Source organism: Shewanella sp. SM29 (assembly GCF_025654245.1).
Lineage (GTDB): Bacteria > Pseudomonadota > Gammaproteobacteria > Enterobacterales > Shewanellaceae > Shewanella > Shewanella oncorhynchi.
In genome coordinates this window covers 131,264-154,417 of the sequence record NZ_JAKKRN010000001.1, presented here as the reverse complement: position 1 = coordinate 154,417, position 23,154 = coordinate 131,264, and the positions used below count along the sequence as shown (strand labels likewise).

Below are 23,154 nucleotides of genomic sequence, written 5' to 3'. Positions count from 1 at the left end.
AACTCAGTTCAAATCACTCAGTTTGCCTAACTTAAATCGCCCAGCCACCCATATAAAACACCACTAAACCTAAGGTGATGGCAAGCACGCCTAACTTCAGTTTGCGCCATTCGCCACTGCAAATACGGCCTACCACCAGTGTCACAAAACCCAGCATAATACCGGTAACGATATTACAGCTTAAGATGATAAACACAGCGCAGGTTAAGCCCGACATGGCATCAACTTTATCGTCAAAATCGAGTTTCGCCACATTACTCAGCATCAACAAACCCACATACATCAAAGCAGGCGCTGTCGCATAGGCAGGCACTAAGTAGCTTAATGGCGCTAAAAACATCATCAATAAAAACAGTACGCCAACGATAGTCGCGGTTAAACCTGTCTTACCGCCCGCTGCAGTCCCCGCCGCCGACTCGATATACACAGCCGCTGGTGCACCGCCGACTAAACCTGCCACCATACTGCTGACTGAGTCTGAAGTTAAGGCTTTACCGCCGCCGACAATATTGTCGTCTTTATCGAGTAAATTAGCTTGGCCAGCCACAGCACGGATAGTGCCGGTCGCATCGAAAATCGCCGTCATCACTAACGCTAATACGATAGGCAATACCACAGGATTAAAGGCACCCATAATATCGAGCTGTCCAATCAGTGAATGCTCTGAGGTAAAATCAGGCAAGGCGAACAAACCTTGGTATTTAACGCTCGGATCGAACACTAAACCAAATACCGATAGCGCGATAATCACCAACAAAATACCGCCTGGTACACCGCGGCGCTCTAAACCAATTGTCGCCGCTAAACCTATAACGGTAGCGATAACAGGTAAGCTGTTAATGTCGCCTAACTTCACAGGTAAGCCTGCGCTATTGGCCACAATCAACTGCACACTGTTAGTCGCAATCAAAAGTAAAAACAAGCCGATACCTATGCCTGTACCGTGGGCTATGCCCTTTGGTAAATTCGCCAGTACCCACTGGCGAATACCTGTCACACTCACAAGTGTGAACGTCACGCCCATCAGGAAAATAGCACCTAAGGTGACTGGAATCGACATTCCCTGACCGAGCACTAAGCTAAACGCAGTAAAGGCCGTGAGCGAAATCGCGCAGCCAATCGCCATAGGTAAGTTAGCCCATAAACCCATGAGCAAAGAACCAAATGAAGCAATTAAACAGGTAGCTATAAACACGGCGCCGGGATCAAACCCCGCTTGGCCTAACATGTTTGGCACCACAATTACTGAGTAGACCATAGCGAGGAAGGTTGTAAATCCCGCAATCACTTCTTGGCGAACTGTGCTGCCACGTTGTTGAATAGAAAAATAACGGTCCAGAAACGAACCAGAGGGTACGGCTGTTGAACTCAATTGCTCAGACATAATGTTGTTATACCTTGTGATCTCTTAAAATGGGGTCGGTACCAATTACCCTAAAACGCAATTGGCGACGCTGGCTGCGGCAGATTAGAGCCCCAAATCCATCAGACTTGGGTGAGAGATCCACATCATTTTCCTACTGTGGGAAAAATCCATGATCTGCAAGCAGTGATGCCTCGCGATGATTAAAAAGCCATTAACCATGTAGACGCAGCCGTTGTTGGGCGCGGATGATACTGGAATCTCCCAAAGATAGCTAAGACATCGCCTACACTTCGATAAAAAATTAGCGGCAAAAACTGAAATCTGTTGTTTAAAAAAACGCCTAAACCTATGTAATAACTGCTACTTAATATCACATTAATCACGATAAGAGTTTGCCAGTGCTGCGTAAACGTTCGCTAACTTCCCTCTCCTTCATCTCCCAATATTAGAATATGGCAAGTCAACCAAACCTTGATACTGTGCATTGATACTTGGCGTATTAACGTTTCAGGGGTTGTTGTACAAGGAGCCACACTTACGCTTTATGTAACGAACACCTCGTCATTCACACCGCCTGCGTGAATATGCGATCTTGGTAGCTTTATTGAACAAAAAATTACTCTGCTTTTACAGTCACATCAATATGACTTATGCTTAGAGGCACTGATGGGACTACACTTAGCTGACTATGAAAGAAAAAGGATTGGGTATGGACGAAAGGCGTAAGTTTTCGCGGATTCTATTTGCCACGAGCGCACATCTACAACAAGGTGGTGCGCAGTGGGAGACGACCATTCTCGATTTGAGTCTAAATGGCGCTTTGGTTGAAGAACCGCAAAATTTTATTAATTCGGGTGATGCTATTACCCTCAGTTTTGCCTTACCAGAATCTGACATTGAGATCCGTATGGAAACTGAGTTGGTCCATCAAAAAAATGCCCAATTAGGTTTGAAGTGTAACTTTATCGATGTTGATAGTATCAGCCACCTAAAACGTATGGTGGAACTGAACCTAGGTGATGCTTCTTTGCTGAATCGTGAACTTATGTTGTTTATCGAAAAACACAATATCACAGCTTAAAACACCAGCTCACAAATACAAACAGCGCCTAATGGCGCTGTTTTACTTACTGGTGTTAATCTCACTCGCGAGCATTTGATGCTAAATCGCTTCTAGCGCTTCGGATAACTTAGAAACACCCACCACCTCCATCCCAGCAGGAGGCTTTTTCGGCACATTGGCCTTGGGCACGATTGCTCGCTTAAAACCATGCTTAGCGGCTTCGATTAATCGCTCTTGCCCATTAGGCACAGGACGAATTTCGCCGGACAACCCAACCTCACCAAAGGCAACTAAATCGCTAGGTAAAATGTCACCACGAAAACTCGATACCATAGCCAAGAGTAACGTTAAGTCGGCACTGGTTTCCGTTACTTTCACGCCGCCCACCACGTTAACAAACACGTCCTGATCCGACATCTGCAAACCACCATGGCGGTGCATTACGGCAAGCAACATGGCCAAACGGTTTGCATCCATACCCACAGCCACGCGGCGCGGGTTAGACATGGCCGAGTTATCCACCAGCACTTGCAGCTCCACCAACAAGGGCCGGGTGCCTTCCCAAACCACCATAACAAGCGAGCCAGATGATTCTTCTTCACCACGAGAAAGGAAGATTGCCGAAGGATTGGCGACTTCCTTTAAGCCGCGCTCTGTCATGGCAAATACGCCTAATTCATTGATCGCGCCAAAACGATTTTTATGGGAGCGCAAAGTGCGGTAACGACTATCGCTATCCCCTTCGAACATCACAGAGCAGTCGATACAATGTTCCAATACCTTGGGCCCAGCCAAACTGCCATCTTTGGTTACATGGCCGACCATAATCACGGCAATGCCATTTTCTTTCGCAAAACGGGTTAAGTAAGAAGCGGATTCACGCACCTGCGACACACTGCCAGGGCTCGATGCCACATCACTCATGTGCATCACTTGAATCGAGTCAACAACGATGACTTTAGGCAATTCTTTAAGGGCAACTTCGCAAATTTGCTCGACGCTGGTTTCAGACAACATCCGCAATTTATTGGTTGGTAAACCAAGGCGATGGGCGCGCATCGCTACCTGCTGCAACGATTCTTCACCCGTGACATACAGTGCAGGCATTTGCTCGGCCAAATGACACAGAGTTTGCAATAAAAGCGTACTCTTACCTGCGCCTGGATGTCCGCCAATCAAAATGGCAGAACCTGGTACAATCCCACCACCGAGCACTCGATCTAATTCGCCAAAATGACTCAAGATCCGCGGTAAGGCATTAAGATCGATTTGATCTAATGTCTTCACTTCATTGCTGCTTGCTCCGGCATAACCGACAAACTTAGTGCTGCGCCCAGGCGAAGCTGCACCGAGCCTCACCTCAGTGATCGTATTCCATTCCTGACAAGCACTACACTGCCCTTGCCAACGGGGAAAGTCTTGTCCACACTCATTACATACGTACGCCGTTTTATTCTTTGCCATAACTCATTAAAATCTGTATAAAATCAATTTAAGTAACTACGAATACTGCCGACATAAGACTAACAGCCCAATACAAAATAAGCATTAAAAAGAACCCTACATGAGTCTAGATAACCATAGTGCACTCATCGAACAGCTCAAGCCATTGCTCATGGAACCTAACTTCCAAGAGATTTTCCATCAGCTGACGATAGATGAAACCAATTCGACCCGTTTTCTAGTGAAAATGGAACTCAGTCGCTTGGCTTCACCATGCACGCGAATTATCGATCTCAGGGATAAATCTGAGCTTCCTTGTGTTGAAGTGATGTTAGGTCAACAGCGACATTTTTTAGATGAACCCGCCAAAAACAGTATGCATGAGGCCATGTCACTGTTTCGCAACCAATATACCTTGGGAGTATACGAGTATGTGCTCAATGCTCACCAACAACGTCGGTTAAAGTTGCGCCAAAATGTCACGCAAATGGAAGCCGCTGAGTCAGAGCCTTTTATGGTGCCAGGCGTGGTATTAGGCAGTTATTTCAACCGCACAGAAGAGCGGATGAATTACAGTATTCGCATCGCAGCATCGCAAACCGGCCGTGGTGAAGTACAAGGGATAACTGCAGATTTATCCGTAGGTGGTGCCCGTATTCGTCTTGCAGCCAACCATCCCTTCGATCTCGACCATCCCCTTAAAATAAAATTACTGGAACTCAGTGAAGAGTTTTACTATCCCGATCTCCAGCTCGGTGTTGACTATGAGGTTGTCGATAGCCAAACCAATGGCGAATATATTTGGTTAAGACTCAAGCGTATTGGGGGCAGCGAAGCCTTAAGTGAAATGCTTGGCAATTTAATCCGCGGCTACAAACTGCGTTACAAAGTAGATGTGAATGATGTGATAGTCACAGCAACAGGGCTTGGATTTGAGCGTCATTATTTACCCCATTTACCGCACTTACCTTTATATTTCAATACTCAAACTCAAGGTTTGAGCCACATGCTACTCAGCCGAGATAACCAGCAGATAGTGCATTATTTTCAAGATGAAAATGATGTGAGCCAGTTACCAGCTATGCTGACACCAAGCCGTTTATCTGAGCTACTTAATCATCCTGAAAATCCCGACCATGGGCTATTTTTTAGCTTTACCTATAATGCCCAAGGTTGCTTATATTTTTACTCTGCCACCTTAGCAGAGCTTAAAGCTAAGGGCATGATGCCTTTATTTTTAGGCTTTGCATCGACCAAGCCCAGCTGGCGGATCTTCAAAGTCACCCAAGATAAAATTTATCATGATAAGGGTTATCGACGTGCGACCCTCCCAGGAGATGAAGCAAAATTTAGCCCATTGGTCGAACAACAATTATCGCAATTTAGTCATTTGCTTCAGCTCATCGAAATCAGCAACGAAGATACCAGAGGCCATTACAAAGCTTGGCAAGACGATAGTAATGCCAACGCCCTAAAAACCTTTGGTCAACAAAGACTGACCACCAATCAAATTAAGTTAGTTTCCATGCAGTTTAGCGAGCGACGCCAAGAAGCGCGTTTCGCCTTTAAAACCTTAGTCAATGTGACTCAAGACAAGCACAAAGCCACGGGCATTACTTTAGATATTTCAAGCCGAGGCATGCAATTAACCTTGGATAATCCTGCAGATTTTTCATCAAATAAACCACTACTGTTAAGCTTCCCAAAGCTCCAAACCATTGCAGGCAAGACACAGCTAGATAACCTCCCCTATCGCTTAGTAAGAGTCCGTAAGAATGGCGTGACGCTGCATTTAACCGCAGTAATGGGTCATTCTCCCCATGTGGGAGTGGAGTTTTTAAATAAACTCATCGCTCATAATAAGGAAAAGTTAGAACAACTAACCGAAAACAATAGTGAGGCTAATGAACTAGCCGATGGTTTAAAAAATTTATTATTACGTGATTTGCATTCTGTGCCCTATTTTGTTGAAAAAACAACAAAAGCAGCTCAAGTCGCGTGTTTAGGCGTCGGCACGCGGCAAGATGAGGTCAGCGATATTTTTGCTGCGGGAACCTCAGATACCCTGCAATATAACTTAGCACCGCTACTAAAAGACGGATTCTTTAAACGGGATATTCTCGAACCTATCCGTCAGATGAAACCACAACAAGACATGGATTTCATTGAAGTGTTTGTCCAAGTAACTCGACAATCTCGCGGAAAAATTCATCTGAAGTGTATGCGAACGACAGAAATCGGTAACGCTCAAGCGCAGTTAGCCTTTATCAATCAAAGTAACATTACTGGCCGTTTTATTGCTCTACGCATTTACCGTGGCGCGACAGAGAAGCCAGACATGAGTTATCTGCGCCGCGAGTTGGAATACATTCATATTCATGCAAACCACAAAGCCAAACAGTTAGAAGAACAGTTATGGCGTGTGATTGGTGTCGGCGAACTGTTAGATATTACCCAAGAAGTTGAATTAAGATACCCAGTACTTCATAAAAAGCAGTCTTAATTGTTTAATACCGCCAGATCAAAACTTAAATACCAATCCCTTATCTTAGGAAAATGATCGCTGGTGGCATCTAAATGCGTCAGCATATCTGCATGGCCATAGTCATGCTTAAAGCCATTCTCCTTAGAAAGAAGTGTCGATTTAACCCGTTTAAAGCCACACTCTACGACCATATCCGCCACATCTTCAGGATGCCCCAACACAGTATCGTTTTGCCCTGAAATAAACCAAGCCGGTGGCCAATGAGCACGCTTTGCCGCTTTCGCATAATCAAACCCATCATCGTGATCGATCCAATCACCCCGCACCCAATCGATACTTTGAACTAATGAGGCGCGACTTTCATTGTCCATACCAATGCGCAACTTATCGGCGGCGAGGTAACCTTGGCCCATCGCTAAACCTGGCGCTAAACGATTCCAAAAAACATCAACCATTAACCACTTTTTGAAGGACTTAACCCGAATTGTTCGTTTGCTACCGAAAGTAAGCAGTGAACGAACGCTTTGCTGCAAATCAGGATATCGGGCCAAACTACTCGCCATCAACACGCCGCCCCATGAATGGGCGCACCAATGCACCTGCAAAGGCGCCACAGCTTTACGAGCCGTCTGCTCTTGGCAGACTTTTTGATGTAAATCGAGAATCGCCTGCTGCACTAAAGGTAACTGCTCGCGGATCACTTCACCCTGCCCTAAGGTAAAATCACGATCGATTTTAGGCAAGCTGAGCCCTCTTCCTGCAGTATCCAGCACATACACCACAAATCCCGCCTTCGCTAAATAACAACCAAGACCACGGCCACTCTGGCTATAAAACACCCGACCGTTAGACATAGCACCATGAAGCATGAGGATAGGCGTTTTAGAAAAATCAGGCGCAGCCGGTAATAACTGGCGTAGATGCAGTTGACCATCGCGGTACGGCAGGTAGATTGAAGACTGTGAAATGGTCGAAATTGAGCCTTGGGCGAGCTGAGTCAAAATAAGTCACTGGTAGTTTATCAATATCCCTAAACTACCAGCTCATCAATAAAAGACAAGAGTCCTTACTCTAACTCAGTCTCTATCCAGACTTATATTTAAATAAATGAATAATCTAGATTTGTAGCAGGTAAGGTAGAACTCGCAGGTCGAGGTGACGAATATTGGCATCCGCCGCCGCTGCCAGCTTAGGTTTGGCATGGAAAGCGATACCAAAATCCGCTGCCATCACCATAGGAATATCATTCGCGCCATCGCCGATCGCGACTCTTTGGCCTTTTGGAATTTGCCACTGCTCACTGCAACGCTCAACCACATCTGCTTTAAACTGCGCATCCACAACTTTACCTGTTACTTCACCCGCAAGTTTACCGTCAGTGATCACTAACTCATTAGCAAAGGCCGCATCTAAGTTTAAAAGCTGCCTTAAATGGCCAACAAAAGGCGTAAAGCCGCCAGATGCCACCACTAAACGCCAGCCATGGGATTTAAGCTCTAAAAGCATAAGCTCAAGCCCTGGCATCAAAGGCAAGTTGTCGCACAAGGTCGTGATAATACTGGCATCGGCGCCCTTAAGCTGTGCCACGCGCTGGCGCAAACTCTGCTCAAAATCTAGCTCACCTTGCATAGCACGTTCAGTAATCGCCGCCACGCGCTCACCCACGCCTGCCATGGCCGCTAATTCATCAATACATTCAATCTGAATCGCCGTGGAATCCATGTCCATCACTAATAAGCCGGGATGATTCAAGCGAGGCAAATCAGCATGAATGACATGCAATTCAGCTAAAGACTGAGGGAATGCCGCTAACTGCGCCTGAGAAGGCAAATTTACCAGTGCCAACTCGATACAATGTAAACCAACTTGGCGTTCGATATGGGCGATACCGATAACGTTAGACTGAGGTAATTGCGCTATCCATGCCGATATTGTCGCCTCTACCACGGCATCTTGATAAATAATTCGCACACGTGAAACACCAGCGGGGTTTGCTGACTCTTGATAACGTTCAAACACTTGCCCTTGGCGTTCAAACCTTGGGGAATGGTCAGAGACTAACCACAAAAAAAGCGCATCTTGGTTCAAGCTTTCCATCGGACTTAAATTCTCCAACTATCGGGCTCACTCAGAATCAATTATGATTAGGCAAGCGCTCTACATTTTAAGGGTCAAAGTGTTATATCTTAAAGGGCTAAAGAAAAGCCATAAAATCAGTAGACTAATCCAAATTGCCGCCGCCTTCGCCTTAATATTCGGCTTAGTGCAATTGTGGCAAACAAGCCTACTACAAGGTCAGCTGCTTCTAAAGTCCCAAACTCAAAAGATGGCCAGATTACTGGTACAGCAAACCGCTTATGGTGCCGCACCCGCGCTACAACTGCAAAATGATGAGCAGTTGCAATGGCTCGCCAGCGCTTTAGTGGAAGATCCTAAGGTGATGTCCGCCGCCATCTTCAGTGACCAAGGCATGCGGCTATCCTTCGCTCAAAGCATCACTAAGGATGTAGTTGAGCCTGACTCTGAAGATATGAATTTGCTGCTAAGCAAATATCCTCCCTATGTAGAGCCCGTGATCCAAGAAGGGAAAAATCTAGGTTATGTCGAAGTTAGGCTTGATACCAAGTTATTTTTCAACGAAATCAAAGAAGCTCATAATTTAAACATGGAGCAACAACAAATCATGCTGTTGGTTGCAGGCTTGATTGGTATGTTGCTTTCGCGCTCTTTGTCTTTCAAACGTGCCGACTTCGACCGCCGCCGCTTTCGGGTTAAGTTGCGTCAAGCGCCGAAAAAACCTAAGAAACGATCCATAGCTGAAGAGCCATCAGAAAGTGTTAATGATGGTTTGGCGCAAGAGCTAACCGAAGATCAACCGGTGGCAACCACTGATAACCCACAAGAGAAAGTGACTAAGCCAACTAAGGCACCAAAAGCAGTGACAGAGGCAAATACCGATAAGCTCACTCAGACCAGCGTGCAAACTAAGGCCGAAAAAACGTCAGAAAAATCATTGGAATTACAGGATAATACAACAGTTGAAAACGCGGCAAACGATGCGGAACAAGCGGTACCTGTTAAGGTTAAACCTAAAGTGAAAAGTGTCCGTCGGGTAAAACACGCGACTAAAGCAACAGCCGCTGCAGCCGAAACCTCGACGCCAAAAACACCCAGTGAACCAAGTGATCTCGACACAGATTCAACAGGTTAATCTCTATTTCGATAGATAAGGTAAATCACTAATCTATTGATAGCTAAGCTCTAGATAAGCCATAAACAAGCAATTTCTAATAACCAAACCATTAATTACAAAGTCGAATAGAACAGCCGCTAAAAATTGGCATAAAAAAAGGGTTCGCATTGCGAACCCTTTTTTCAGTAGCACACTCTTACAGAATAACAGTTACAGTGTAATAGCCGCTTCTAATGTCATGATGATCATATCATTGAATGTGGTTTGACGTTCTTCTGCAGAAGTCTTTTCACCGGTGCGGATGTGGTCAGATACAGTCACTACGCACAGGGCACGTGCACCAAACTCATGGGCAACGCCGTACAAACCAGCCGCTTCCATTTCTACGCCTAATACGCCCATCTTCTCCATCACGTCAAACATTTGTGGATCAGGAGTGTAGAACAGGTCCGCAGAGAAAATGTTACCTACGCGAACTTTAGTGCCACGAGCTTTCGCAGATTCGATAACCGCATTCATCAGCTCATAGTTAGCGATAGCGGCAAAATCTTGGCCTTTAAAACGTAAACGGTTAACCGCTGAATCAGTACATGCACCCATACCGATGATCACGTCACGTACTTTAACGTCAGTGCTGATCGCACCACAAGTACCCACACGGATCAGGTTCTTAACGCCGTAATCACGAATTAATTCAGTTGCATAGATAGAGCATGAAGGAATGCCCATGCCAGAACCCATTACTGAAATACGCTTACCTTTGTAAGTACCAGTAAAACCTAGCATGTTTCGAACATCAGTCACTTGCTCAACATTTTCTAAGAATGTTTCAGCAATATATTTTGCACGTAATGGATCGCCTGGAAACAGCATTGTCTCAGCGAATGCGCCCTCTACAGCATTAATGTGTGGTGTTGCCATCGAAATAACCCCTGTTTATTTTATTAAGACTTAAGTCTTTGTTTACTGACGGCAAATGTCAGCCGCCAAATCGAAATAAATGCTAATTTGCCTAAAGGAACGATTCGCCATAGGCCATAGGTTCAAGCTTAAAGTGGCTCGCAATAGATTGGCCGATATCGGCAAAGCTATTACGACGACCCAGCGATCCCGCTTTCAATCCAGCGCCAAAGGCTAATACTGGCACATATTCACGGGTATGATCCGTGCCTTGCCATGTTGGATCGCAACCGTGATCCGCCGTTAAAATCAGCAGATCGTCTTCACCTAATAATGCGAGCATTTCAGGCAAACGGGCATCAAAATATTCTAGCCCTTTGGCGTAGCCAGCAACATCACGGCGATGACCGTAGTGAGAGTCGAAATCAACGAAGTTAGTAAACACTATAGTGTTATCACCCGCAGATTTCACTTCGGCTAAAGTCGCATCGAAAAGTGCTTCTAAGCCGTTCGCCTTCACTTTTTTAGTGATACCACAGTAAGCATAAATGTCGGCAATCTTGCCTACACTCACCACTTCACCGCCAGCCTCTTTCAGCTTATCGAGTACAGTTTTTGCAGGTGGCGCGAGCGAATAATCCTTACGATTGCCGGTACGGGCAAAATCACTTGGACCAGTACCATCAAATGGACGGGCAATGACGCGACCTATGTTGTAAGGCTCTAACTCTTCACGGGTTATTTCGCAAAGACGATAGAGATTGTCTAAACCGAAGGTTTCTTCATGACAAGCGATTTGGAATACTGAATCAGCAGAGGTGTAGAAAATAGGCTTGCCAGAGCGCATGTGCTCTTCGCCTAACTCTTCTAAAATGGTTGTACCTGAGGCATGGCAATTACCTAAGAATCCATCCAGACCTGCACGGGCTAAGATATTATCCGTCAGTTCTTTAGGGAAAGAATTTTGGTGCTCGCTGAAATAACCCCACTCGAATAGTACGGGCACGCCCGCCATCTCCCAGTGACCGCTCGGCGTATCTTTACCCGAACTTAACTCTTGTGCATGACCATAAGCACCAATCAGCTCAACATTATCGCCAAAACCGGGTGCAAAGGCGCCAGTACTTTCCATCGCTGCATGGCCTAAACCTAAGCGCGCTAAGTTAGGTAATTTCAGCGGGCCTTCACGGCCAATATCGGCTTTGCCTTCGGCGCATGCTTTAGCAATATGACCAAAGGTATCGGAACCGACATCACCAAAGCTTGCTGCATCAGCAGAAGCACCGACTCCAAAGGAGTCCAACATCATAATAATGGTACGTTTCATAATTCTTCCTTAAAGATCCGATGCACGAATATAGGCATAGAACTCAGGTGTTTTTTCTGGAGCGGTTTCACCAATGTGAATCGCTTTTTTCACCGCAAGTTCAGCTTCCGCGAAGGCGGCTTCAGACTGTGCATGGATAACGGCAATCGGAGTCGATGAATCTACTTTATCGCCTAAAGCACACACTTGAGTTAAGCCAACACTATAGTCTAGTGCATCACCGGGCTTACGGCGGCCGCCACCTAAGGTCACAACCGCTAAACCTAATTCACGGGTATCCATGCTATAGGCATAACCTTGCATATCGGCAAAAACTGGACGAATAATTTGTGATTGCGGTAGGTATTTACTGTAGTTTTCAACAAAATCGACTGGACCACCAAGACCCGACACCATCTTGCCAAAAAGTTCTGCAGCGCGACCATTATCGAGCACACGATTCAGTTTAGCGCGAGCGTCGGCTTCATTGCTTGCAAGACCGCCCAGAAGCAACATCTCAGCGCAAAGACCCATAGTGACTTCATATAAACGCGGGTTACGGTAAGCACCCGTTAAAAAGTCGATGGCTTCTTTCACTTCAACCGCGTTACCGGCACAAGATGCAAGCACTTGATTCATATCTGTAAGCAAAGCTGTCGTTTTAGTGCCCGCGCCATTAGCAACAGCGGCAATACTGCGAGCTAATTCTTCCGATGCTTCATAGGTTGGCATGAAAGCACCACTACCGACTTTCACATCCATCGCTAGTGCATCTAAATTACAGGCTAATTTCTTAGACAGAATCGACGCTGTGATGAGGGAAATGGATTCAACGGTGGCGGTATTATCGCGGATAGAATAGAAACGTTTGTCGGCAGGAACGAGATCGCCTGTTTGACCAATAATCGCCACACCGACTTCTTTAACCACTTTGCGGAATAATTCACTTGATGGCTCAGTTTGATAACCCGGAATAGCATCAAACTTATCGAGCGTGCCGCCCGTATGACCTAGGCCACGCCCAGAAATCATAGGCACATAACCACCACAAGCAGCAGCCATAGGGCCAAGCATAAGGCTAATCACATCCCCCACACCGCCAGTGCTGTGTTTGTCGATAACAGGGCCATTGAGTCCCAATGACTGCCAATTAAGTACAGTGCCAGAATCACGCATCGCTGTCGTTAAAGCGATTCTTTCATCCATATTCATGTCATTAAAGTACACAGCCATGCCTAATGCGGCAATCTGACCTTCGGACACTGCGTTAGTAGTGATACCTTGAACAAAAAACTGTATTTCTGCGGAACTTAGCGCTAAACCATTACGTTTTTTACGAATAATCTCTTGAGCTAGAAACATGATACTGCCTCCAAGATAGGCACTAACAACCCTGTCGCTAGTGCTTATCTTTGCAATGAAACATCAAAACTGTAGCAATATTACAAGTTCATACTATCGAAGTTTTGAGTTTGCCAAATAGATTTAGGTCACACTTAATTAGGCTCGCTATACGCTGATAGTATTAATCAGCGATAGTTTGCAATTAATAGCCTTGAGTTGGCTTAGGCGCATCAGCTAATTCTAGTGTGTGTAACAAGCTGTTTAGTAAACTTGAAGCACCAAATCTAAAGGTACGTGGTGAAACCCAATCAGCACCTAAAATACGCTCAGCAACACCGAGGAATTCAGCCGCTTGTGCAGCATCACGCACACCACCGGCAGGCTTGAAGCCTACTTGGGTATTCTTCTCGCTGATCACAGTTAACATGATTTCAGCCGCTTCAAGTGTGGCGTTTACAGGCACTTTACCAGTAGAGGTTTTAATAAAGTCAGCACCTGCATCGATTGAAAGCTCTGATGCACGGCGGATAAGTGCAGGATCAGCTAACACGCCAGATTCGATGATGACTTTTAACAAGACTTCACCACAGGCTTCTTTACAGGCTTTAACTAATTCAAAACCAATTGTTTCATTGCCTTCCATCAGTGCGCGGTATGGGAATACCACGTCCACTTCATCGGCACCATAGGCAACAGCTGCGCGAGTTTCTAGCACAGCAATGGCAATGTCATCATTGCCATGGGGGAAGTTAGTCACAGTGGCGATTTGGATATCTTCAGCACCGATTTCATCTAACGTCTTGCGTGCAATCGGGATGAAACGTGGGTAAATGCAGATAGCGGCAGTATTGCCCGCAGCAGTTTTCGCTTTGTGGCACAGGTCGATCACTTTTTGATCTGTGTCGTCATCATTCAAAGTCGTTAAGTCCATCAACTCAATGGCGCGTTGTGCTGCTTTTTTTAAATCAGTCATAATAGCTCTCCAAAATAAAAATTAAATGAATAGAAATCAGTCGCATAAACGCAACGCTTGAGAGGTGGCATTATTTTGATTATTTTTATATGGCCGGGCCTTCAGGCGGTGCCGAGTAATTTGCTTGTACAAACTACCTTGTTGTAGGTATTCAATCTTGCCTAAGCCATAAAGAACAATAGGCATCCTGACACTTAAAATAACTTATAAGTGACCACGACTTGAATCCTTGAAGACCGGAAGAGAGGATACGAATAAAATCTTGCTCCTACTTTTCCGCGAAAAATCCATTTTAGCGCGAGAAAAACACAAACCTTTATATAAACTCACTTGTTAGCCTAATAGGCTTAGATAAAGACTCATGGTAAAACTAAAGATGGAGCCGCATAATGCGGCTCCAACAAGCAACTACTATTACAAGAGATTAGAACTTGTAAGTTGCTGACAGGTAGTGTGACCAACCTGTTGATTCTAGAGCTAGTGCACCAGCACCATCTTCTAACAGATAGACGTCTTTAAAGCCTTTCAAGCCATATCCAAGAGCGTAACGATCTGAGTGCCAGTATAGGCCAAAGAATGCGTTACCACCGTTAGTTGTTTTTGGTACGAAAGCAGCTTGGTCTTCGTCAGCGCCGAATTGATAATCAACATAACCTTGAAATGCTAAGAAGCTCTTATTGTCGAAGAAGTAGAAAGGCTTGAACCAGTTAGCAGAGAACTGGTAACCGTTCCACTCTTTAGCATTCATATCGTAGTGGCCGTACAGGTTCATGCCTGTTTTGCCTAACCAAGGCACGTTTACGTCTGCACCTATACCCCAGAATGTGGCATTAGTACCAACATTATCACCATTAAAGTCACCACCGATTAATCCGTCCCAGTTGAACAGAGTAGAGAAGTAAACTTCTTGGATTGGACCGAAAGATAAATCTTTACCAGTCACTGCATCAATAGAAATACGTGGTGCAAACTTCATAAACAGTTTGCTTTTGGCATTAGCTGGATTCTTATCACCATTGCTTGATGATTCATTAGCAAGGTTAAATATATCAACATAGCCATATAAATCGAATATTCCAGAACGGCCGCCAAATTCCATTTCTAAATAGTTATGTTGATCGCCTGATGCTGGGTTCTCAGGTTTTTCACCAATAGAGTACATAGCATTGAATTGCATCCACTTGTAATCAGAACCGTGAAGATCAGTACGATCAGCAGCAAATGCGTTACCAGAGATTGCTGCTACTGCAGTAGCGGCTAAAGCTAAAGTTTTAACGTTTTTCATCATCAACCCCATTTATCTTGTTTGCTACCATCGAGGGTAGCGTTCTTTTTGTGGCGTTCGCATTCTACCTAGATTAAAAAAAATCTCAATAATCTAGCGTAAAATCACAAACACAAAATTCTTAATTGTGAACAAAGTCGCGACTTCTGCATTACGATTAATTAACGTAACCGTAGACTCACGACATTTAAGACAGAATGACAGCTACACTTCAGTTGCATTCTGTGTCTTTCAATTGGAGAAACTATTCACTACAGGAATCACTACTGGAAAATGGTTGAATTAACTTAGGCCCTGCCCTGCATGGTCAGGACCCAGTTAGTGGGGTTTCCCCCTACTGTTGCTACTTAGATAGCTAAGAACAAACCAGCAAGTGTTGCGCTCATTAAGTTAGCTAAAGAGCCGGCGATAACCGCACGAATACCCATTGTAGCTAAATCATGACGACGGTTAGGAGCCATAGCACCTAAACCACCAAGCAGAATCGCGATTGAAGACAAGTTAGCGAAACCACACAGAGCAAACGAAATAATCGCTTGTGTTCTATGAGTCATCACAGCTTGTGTCTCAGCAACACATAACGGCAGACCTTTAACAACTTCAGCAGCTACTGCTGTACAAGCCGTGGCAGCATCAGAGATATATGGAGCAAAGTTTAAGTAAGCAACGAATTCGTTAACAATGATCTTTTGACCGATGAAAGAACCTGCTACTAATGCTTCATTCCAAGGCACACCGATAAGGAATGCTAATGGCATGAACACATAGCCAAGGATCAGTTCAAGTGTTAAACCTTCAACGCCAAACCAACCACCCACACCACCAATAATGCCGTTGACCATAGCGATCAAACCAACGAAGGCTAACAACATAGCGCCTACGTTTAAGGCTAAATGCATACCTGATGAAGCACCTGCAGCAGCGGCGTCTAATACGTTAGCTGGTTTGTCAGGATCTTCTGGTAAATCGCTCATGTCATTTTTAGCAGCTTCAGTTTCAGGGTGCATCAGTTTAGCCATTAATAGACCACCTGGTGCTGCCATGAATGAAGCGGCAACTAAGTATTCGATAGGTACACCCATCTGCGCGTAACCAGCCAATACTGAACCCGCGATTGATGCCAAACCACCCACCATGATCGCAAACAGTTCAGACTGCGTCATAGTTGGAATGAATGGGCGAACCACTAATGGGGCTTCAGTCTGACCAACGAAGATGTTAGCAGTTGCTGACATAGATTCAGTACGGCTTGTGCCCAATGCTTTTTGTAAACCACCACCGATGATACGGATGATCCACTGCATAACGCCTAAGTAATATAGAACCGCAATCAGAGAAGAGAAGAACACAATAACGGGTAACACGTTAACTGCGAAGATAAAGCCAAGTTTGAAGTTAGCTAAATCACCAAACAGGAAACCGATACCGTTTTGTGCGTAACCAATAACGCTAGAAACCGCATCAGACATTCCTTTCAGAATGTCTTTACCAACAGGAATATACAGTACAAAACCACCGAAGGCAGCTTGGATAGCTAACGCGCCGCCCACTGTACGTAAATTAATTGCTTTTTTGTTATTCGATAGGAGGAAACCTATCGCAAGTAGGGTGACCACCCCTACTAAACTCATTAATATATCCATTAACCATCACCCTATTGTTAACACTTTTTAATTATGTTGTTAATCAACCTATTTCCGAGTCAGATTATACCCGAGGCAAAGTCGAAAATCGTCGTTTTGATCATATTTTTGGAGTTTAATTTCAATCGCTTAGTGCAGAATGCTAGTGCGACCTACACCTGTTTATTTAAAAACAGCTAAAGGTCAAACAGTTGCATTACATTCGACACCAAGTGTTCTGATATTAGAACACTTGATTTTTTTTGCAAATTGGCAATTTTGTCTATAAAAAGAACAAGGTTAGCGGGCTGGTTACGTTTTTCAGTAACATTTATCGGCGTCATTGCAGGAGAGTCAGTCTCAAGTATGAAGTGCTGAAGTGGTAATTCGCTGACAGTTTTGAGCAATTTTTTGGCATTAGGGTTCATAATCAAACCACCAATTCCCAGCTTAAAACCTAATTTGATATATTCCTGTGCAATTTCAGTACTGCCAGAAAAAGCATGTATCACACCGCCTCTAGGCAATTGATGCTTTTTCAAACACCCTAAAACCTCTGAATGTGCTTTTACGCTATGAATAATAACTGGCAGATTAACGGACTTAGCTAAAGCTAATTGTGCCTCAAAAAATGCGAGCTGCTGAGGCCACGTTGAGGAATAGAGCTTATCTAAGCCACATTCACCAATAGCAACAAAGCGAGGACATTCTAGTAACGCCGAAACTTGAGATGTTAATGCTAAGATCCCAGCATCAACATCCTCTGAACAAAACCAAGGATGAATACCGAGGGCAAAATAAGTTTGGTATTGTTCGGCAACGGCGAGCTGTTTGTGCCAATGCTGCGGCGACACACCGGGAATAATCAGATTATCTACGCCAACACTGTGCATTCGCAACACCACATCGTCGCGGTCAACATCAAACTCGGCAAAATCCAAATGGGCGTGGGTATCAATCACAGTAAATGCCTCACTCTGCGGTCGATTTACCAATTGAATGAGGTTCAGGTGGCGATACCGTTTCGTCAACCACCAAAGCTTTGACGCATTTTACCGCTAATGGAGGATCTTCAAGGCGCGGCATGCAACAGCGACGATTTTCAGGTGTCAGCCCCATTCGGTCGCACCAATGAATATAAGCCTGCCATGTTTTTGTGATCCAATTCGCCATCATTCACATCCAGAACCGATTTTTAGTTTTCGTTAGATACAAAAATGGCGGTGAATTCACCGCCATTTCAACCACTATTCTAAACCGAACCCTATTAGTGTTCGCGGGTTTTCGCAAACTCAATATCAGGATATCTTTCCATCGAAAGATTAAGGTTAACCATAGTTGGTGCAATATAGGTTAAGTTATCGCCACCATCGAGAGCCAAGTTTTGGCTACACTTACGGCGGAACTCTTCAAGCTTACGCTCATCCTTACAATAAACCCAGCGAGCTGTCGACACGCTAATACCTTCGTAAATAGCTTCAACGTTATATTCACTCTTCAGACGACCAACAACCACTTCAAACTGCAGTACACCCACAGCGCCAACAATCAAATCGTTAGTATCAATTGGGCGGAATACTTGTACAGCACCTTCTTCAGATAACTGTACTAAGCCTTTTAAGAGTTGCTTCTGTTTAAGCGGATCGCGCAAACGAATACGGCGGAACATTTCAGGGGCGAAGTTAGGTACGCCAGTGAAACGGAATTTTTCACCTTGGGTAAACGTATCGCCAATACGGATAGTGCCATGGTTATGTAAACCGATGATATCGCCTGGGTAAGCTTCTTCAGCACGCTCACGATCGCCCGCCATAAAGGTCAATGCATCGCTAACGTTAACATCTTTACCAATACGCACATGGTGCATTTTCATGCCTTGCTCGTAACGGCCTGAACAAACACGCATAAAGGCGACACGGTCACGGTGTTTTGGATCCATATTTGCTTGGATCTTGAACACGAAACCGGTGAATTTTTCTTCATCAGGCATGATAACGCGTGTATCGCTTTCGCGCGGTAATGGCTTAGGTGCCCACTCGACGATGCCGTCAAGAATATGGTCCACACCAAAGTTACCTAGCGCAGTACCGAAGAACACTGGCGTCAACTCGCCTTTCAAGAAAGCTGCATGGTCAAATTCATGCGACGCGCCGCGCACTAATTCCATCTCATTGCGCAAATCAGCGGCATAACTGCCAATCGCTTTCTCAAGATCAGGATTATTAATGCCTTTAATTACACGACGCTCTTGGATCGTGTGTCCCATACCGCCTTGATACAAGACCACTTCATCACGCAGTATGTGGTAAATACCTTTGAACTCTTTACCACTGCCAATAGGCCAAGTAATAGGTGCACAGGCAATATTCAGCACGCTTTCGACTTCATCCATCAGATCAATAGGATCACGGATATCGCGGTCGAGTTTGTTCATAAAGGTCACAATCGGCGTATCACGCAGACGTGTCACTTCCATCAACTTGATCGTACGGTCTTCAACACCCTTAGCAGAGTCGATCACCATCAAACATGAGTCAACGGCCGTCAGAGTACGATAAGTATCTTCAGAGAAGTCTTCGTGACCAGGCGTATCGAGTAGGTTAACAAGGGCGCCACCATAGGGAAATTGCATGACAGACGTAGTAATAGAAATACCACGGTCTTTTTCCATTTCCATCCAGTCAGACTTAGCATGCTGACCCGATTTTTTGCCTTTAACCGTACCCGCTTTCTGCAAAGCGTTTCCGAATAACAGCACTTTTTCGGTAATGGTTGTTTTACCCGCGTCGGGGTGCGATATGATCGCGAAGGTGCGACGTTTATCGACCTCTACTTTATTGCCTGACATGTTAACCTATGCACTTGTATCGCTAAAAAGGCGCAAATTATAGCGCCTCAGTTCGAGCTTGGCTAGGCAAAGCCCGAGATGAACTCGGGCTGAGAGAGGTTATTTTGTGGCTTCGAGCAAACCTTTGACTTTGGCGAGTTCAATACGCGCATATCTATGTTCGACAAAATCATAGATATTGGTTGCCAATGCTAAGCGAAAATAGTTTGCAGCATCTTGATATTGCTTAGTTTCTATCGCCATTTTTGCAAGGTAAAAATAAGCTTCGCATAAACGTTCAGCATATTCTTTCGGATAAGTTAAGCCTACTTTAGCCGCAGAAAACACCTCGTCACGGCTTTTTTTACCTAAATAATAATCGACGATAACGGTCGCCCAAGCATCATTTTCTAAATTCTGACGATGCTGCGCTAACTGTTTTTTAGCTTCAACAGAGTCAGCTTTCAAATCAATCAAATACAACCATAATGCCCGATAACCGTCTTTATTATCGCCTGCATAAAACGCCTGCATATCTTTAGTCGCTAAATCAATACGGTCGCCATAGTACAAAGCAATACCGCGATTCAAATAGGCATAATCATAATTAGGTGCTAACTCTAATACGCCATCGAAGGCTTCATAGGCGCTGTCGTATTCACCTTCTTGGGTGTAATAAATTCCAAGGAAATTATAGGCATCAGCAAGATCAGGCTGAAGTTTTAACGCTTGCATAAAATCAATCCGTGCGAGCAGTCTTAAGCCCACACTGTCGTAAATCACACCACGATCGTAATGAAATCTGGCTCTCTGTTCATTCGTCAGTTCGACCGTAGCCAAAATCTCGTTGAGTTTTGCCAGTGTCACTTCGACTTTATAATCAGGCATAACTGGCGCGACAACCAATTTACCTTCAACATCATTATGGTTATCTAAAGGAGACTGGGTGGTTGCGCATCCGGCTAACAACAGACTGGCACTCGCCAGCACAGCAACGACAGCGGTTCTAATTTTAAGACTCATCCATTTCTACCTTTTTAGATTCCCAACATACGCAGAAGAATCTTCATGATAGCAATCCCACCACAGGACCGCTATTAGGGAATTAAGATTAATACTGACTTTCTTAATGCTAAAACAAAAAAGGAGATCATTTGATCTCCTTTTGATGCAATCACTTAAAAAGTGTGTGACTATAAATAAGTCAAAGACTCATTATTCAGCAGCAGCTTCTTTCGTTTGTGCTTCTTTAATTGACAGACGTACGCGGCCTTGACGATCCACTTCCATCACCTTAACGGCAACTTCTTGGTTCAGCTCAAGGTGATCAGACACGTTAGCAACACGTTCATCACTGATTTGTGAAATGTGTACTAAACCGTCTTTGCCCGGCAGAATGTTCACGAACGCGCCGAAATCAACGATACGGATAACCTTACCATTGTAGATACGACCCACTTCAACTTCTGATGTGATTTCTTCGATACGACGGATAGCTTCTTTAGTTGCTTCGCCGTTTGAAGAAGCGATCTTCACAGTACCATCATCTTCCAGTTCAATCGTAGTGCCCGTTTCTTCGGTCAGAGCACGGATAACTGCGCCACCTTTACCGATAACGTCACGGATTTTTTCTGGATTGATCTTAATAACAGTGATACGTGGAGCGTGATCAGAAATATCATCACGGTGTGAACCAATCGCTTGATCCATCACGTTCAGGATATGTACACGTGCACCATAGGCTTGTTGCAGTGCGATATCCATGATTTCTTTAGTGATACCTTCGATCTTGATATCCATCTGCAGTGCAGTAATACCATCACGCGTACCCGCAACTTTAAAGTCCATGTCACCTAAATGATCTTCATCACCTAAAATGTCAGAAAGAACAACGAAATCATCGCCTTCTTTCACTAGACCCATAGCGATACCCGCTACAGAAGTCTTGATAGGTACACCGGCATCCATCAGCGCGAGAGAAGTACCACATACTGACGCCATAGAGCTTGAACCGTTAGATTCAGTGATTTCAGATACAACGCGTACGCTGTATGGGAATTCAGCCGCTGAAGGCATAACAGCGTTAATACCGCGCCAAGCTAACTTACCATGACCGATTTCGCGGCGCTTAGGTGAACCCACCATGCCTGTTTCACCAACAGAGTATGGAGGGAAGTTATAGTGCAACATGAAACGGTTAGTGCGCTCGCCCATGATGCTGTCGATCTTCTGTGCATCACGTTCAGTACCTAAAGTACAAGTTACCAACGCTTGAGTTTCGCCACGAGTGAACAATGCGCTACCGTGAGTACGTGGCAATACGCCCGCTAACACACTTAAGGCACGGATCATATCTGGTTCACGACCATCGATACGTGGCTCGCCACGGATGATGCGACCACGAACCACTTTCTTCTCTAAGCTACCCAGTAAGTTGTCAACTTCACGTAAATCAACGCTTGGATTGCTCGCTAACAAGGCTTCTTTTGCTGCTGCTTTTACAACAGAAACTTGAGCATAACGATCTTGTTTGACTTGGATTTTATACGCATCACCTAAACCAGCTTCAGCAAGCTCTTTGATTTGGGCAACTAAATCGGCATCTTGCGTTGGTGCAGTCCAATCCCAAGTTGGTTTACCGGCTTCTGCTTTAAATTCAGCAATCGCCTTGATAACCACTTGTTGTTGATCGTGACCGTAAACTACAGAACCTAACATCACTTCTTCTGGTAATGCTTGGGCTTCTGATTCCACCATTAATACTGCACCAGCAGTACCAGCAACCACTAAGTTCAGTTGGCTGGTTGCAAGTTGTGCAACACTTGGGTTCAACACGTATTCGCCATCAATGTAACCCACACGTGCAGCACCTAAAGGACCACTGAATGGAATACCAGAAATAGCCAGTGCCGCAGAAGTACCGATCATGGAGATGATATCTGGCTCGATTTGTGGATCGACAGATACTACGGTAATGATAACTTGAACTTCGTTTTTGAAACCATTAGGGAAAAGAGGGCGAATTGGACGGTCGATCAGACGAGCGATTAATGTCTCATCTTCTGAAGGACGGCCTTCACGCTTAAAGAAACCACCAGGAATTTTACCCGCTGCGTAGGTTTTTTCTTGATAGTTAACAGTCAGAGGGAAAAAGTCACGACCTGCATCTGCATCTTTTTTACCGACAACAGTGACTAACACTGTCGTGTCACCCATACTCGCTAAAACGGCTGCATCAGCTTGACGCGCTATAACACCTGTTTCCAGGGTGACTGTATGTTGACCATACTCAAAACTCTTTACAATAGGATTCACGTGACCCATTCCTTAATTAATGACCTTGAATT

The 23,154-nt window shown here is 44.8% G+C and carries 18 protein-coding genes; 3 read left to right on the top strand and 15 right to left on the bottom strand.

The genetic code is table 11. From position 1 onward, the window contains the following. Window positions 1-31 precede the first annotated feature (31 nt). Window positions 32-1,384 (bottom strand): NCS2 family permease, encoded by a 1,353-nt coding sequence (locus L5L77_RS00730; RefSeq protein ID WP_131523249.1) that lies wholly within the window; start codon window positions 1,382-1,384, stop codon window positions 32-34. A 691-nt stretch (window positions 1,385-2,075) separates the two neighbouring features. Here L5L77_RS00730 and L5L77_RS00725 point away from each other — a divergent pair. Next, window positions 2,076-2,447 carry a PilZ domain-containing protein gene (locus L5L77_RS00725; protein ID WP_105251715.1) on the top strand — a complete coding sequence of 124 codons (372 nt, stop codon included), beginning with the start codon at window positions 2,076-2,078 and terminating at the stop codon, window positions 2,445-2,447. 81 nt (window positions 2,448-2,528) lie between these two features. Here the strand turns inward: L5L77_RS00725 and radA are convergent, their stop codons facing one another. Further along, entirely contained in the window at window positions 2,529-3,893 is a 1,365-nt protein-coding gene (gene radA, locus L5L77_RS00720; RefSeq protein ID WP_006082696.1) for a DNA repair protein RadA, read from the bottom strand. A gap of 100 nt (window positions 3,894-3,993) precedes the next feature. Here radA and L5L77_RS00715 point away from each other — a divergent pair, with 100 nt between their 5' ends. Then, window positions 3,994-6,375 carry a PilZ domain-containing protein gene (locus L5L77_RS00715; protein WP_263221797.1) on the top strand — a complete coding sequence of 794 codons (2,382 nt, stop codon included), beginning with the start codon at window positions 3,994-3,996 and terminating at the stop codon, window positions 6,373-6,375. Here L5L77_RS00715 and L5L77_RS00710 read toward each other — a convergent pair. Both L5L77_RS00710 and serB read right to left on the bottom strand, forming a co-directional pair. Continuing rightward, window positions 6,372-7,358: an alpha/beta fold hydrolase gene (locus tag L5L77_RS00710; RefSeq protein ID WP_263185645.1), complete on the bottom strand. Its 987-nt coding sequence runs from the start codon at window positions 7,356-7,358 to the stop codon at window positions 6,372-6,374. The genes L5L77_RS00715 and L5L77_RS00710 overlap by 4 nt on opposite strands. Window positions 7,359-7,473: 115 nt before the next feature. Beyond that, the gene (gene serB / locus L5L77_RS00705) at window positions 7,474-8,454 is read right to left on the bottom strand and encodes a phosphoserine phosphatase SerB (RefSeq protein WP_263221795.1); all 981 of its coding nucleotides are present in this window, start codon (window positions 8,452-8,454) and stop codon (window positions 7,474-7,476) included. A gap of 43 nt (window positions 8,455-8,497) precedes the next feature. Here serB and L5L77_RS00700 point away from each other — a divergent pair, with 43 nt between their 5' ends. Continuing rightward, a complete protein-coding gene (locus L5L77_RS00700) occupies window positions 8,498-9,568 on the top strand; it encodes a YtjB family periplasmic protein (protein ID WP_263221793.1) in 1,071 nt (356 codons plus the stop codon). A 192-nt stretch (window positions 9,569-9,760) separates the two neighbouring features. Here the strand turns inward: L5L77_RS00700 and deoD are convergent, their stop codons facing one another. The 11 genes from deoD to pnp all read right to left on the bottom strand — a co-directional run bounded on the left by deoD (window position 9,761) and on the right by pnp (window position 23,122). Continuing rightward, entirely contained in the window at window positions 9,761-10,471 is a 711-nt protein-coding gene (deoD, locus tag L5L77_RS00695; protein ID WP_113939310.1) for a purine-nucleoside phosphorylase, read from the bottom strand. 91 nt (window positions 10,472-10,562) lie between these two features. After that, window positions 10,563-11,777, bottom strand: a complete 1,215-nt coding sequence (locus L5L77_RS00690) for a phosphopentomutase (RefSeq protein ID WP_263176276.1) — start codon at window positions 11,775-11,777, stop codon at window positions 10,563-10,565. Between the two features lie 9 nt (window positions 11,778-11,786). Next, window positions 11,787-13,118, bottom strand: coding sequence for a thymidine phosphorylase (gene deoA, locus L5L77_RS00685; protein ID WP_263221791.1), 1,332 nt, complete (start codon window positions 13,116-13,118; stop codon window positions 11,787-11,789). A 184-nt stretch (window positions 13,119-13,302) separates the two neighbouring features. Continuing rightward, complete coding sequence (deoC, locus tag L5L77_RS00680) at window positions 13,303-14,073, bottom strand: deoxyribose-phosphate aldolase (protein ID WP_006086931.1); 771 nt, start codon at window positions 14,071-14,073, stop codon at window positions 13,303-13,305. Between the two features lie 424 nt (window positions 14,074-14,497). Beyond that, the gene (locus tag L5L77_RS00675) at window positions 14,498-15,358 is read right to left on the bottom strand and encodes an outer membrane protein OmpK (RefSeq protein ID WP_105251708.1); all 861 of its coding nucleotides are present in this window, start codon (window positions 15,356-15,358) and stop codon (window positions 14,498-14,500) included. A gap of 347 nt (window positions 15,359-15,705) precedes the next feature. Beyond that, the gene (locus tag L5L77_RS00670; protein ID WP_105251707.1) at window positions 15,706-17,001 is read right to left on the bottom strand and encodes a NupC/NupG family nucleoside CNT transporter; all 1,296 of its coding nucleotides are present in this window, start codon (window positions 16,999-17,001) and stop codon (window positions 15,706-15,708) included. Window positions 17,002-17,177: 176 nt separating this feature from the next. After that, the gene (locus tag L5L77_RS00665; RefSeq protein WP_263185641.1) at window positions 17,178-17,942 is read right to left on the bottom strand and encodes a TatD family hydrolase; all 765 of its coding nucleotides are present in this window, start codon (window positions 17,940-17,942) and stop codon (window positions 17,178-17,180) included. A 10-nt stretch (window positions 17,943-17,952) separates the two neighbouring features. Beyond that, on the bottom strand, window positions 17,953-18,156 hold the full coding sequence (locus L5L77_RS00660; RefSeq protein ID WP_168822819.1) for a hypothetical protein: 204 nt from the start codon (window positions 18,154-18,156) through the stop codon (window positions 17,953-17,955). Window positions 18,157-18,247: 91 nt separating this feature from the next. After that, window positions 18,248-19,828, bottom strand: coding sequence for a peptide chain release factor 3 (gene prfC, locus L5L77_RS00655; RefSeq protein ID WP_105251704.1), 1,581 nt, complete (start codon window positions 19,826-19,828; stop codon window positions 18,248-18,250). Between the two features lie 99 nt (window positions 19,829-19,927). Continuing rightward, window positions 19,928-20,830: a lipoprotein NlpI gene (nlpI, locus tag L5L77_RS00650; RefSeq protein WP_168822816.1), complete on the bottom strand. Its 903-nt coding sequence runs from the start codon at window positions 20,828-20,830 to the stop codon at window positions 19,928-19,930. A gap of 192 nt (window positions 20,831-21,022) precedes the next feature. Further along, the gene (pnp, locus tag L5L77_RS00645) at window positions 21,023-23,122 is read right to left on the bottom strand and encodes a polyribonucleotide nucleotidyltransferase (RefSeq protein WP_105251702.1); all 2,100 of its coding nucleotides are present in this window, start codon (window positions 23,120-23,122) and stop codon (window positions 21,023-21,025) included. Window positions 23,123-23,154 lie beyond the last annotated feature (32 nt).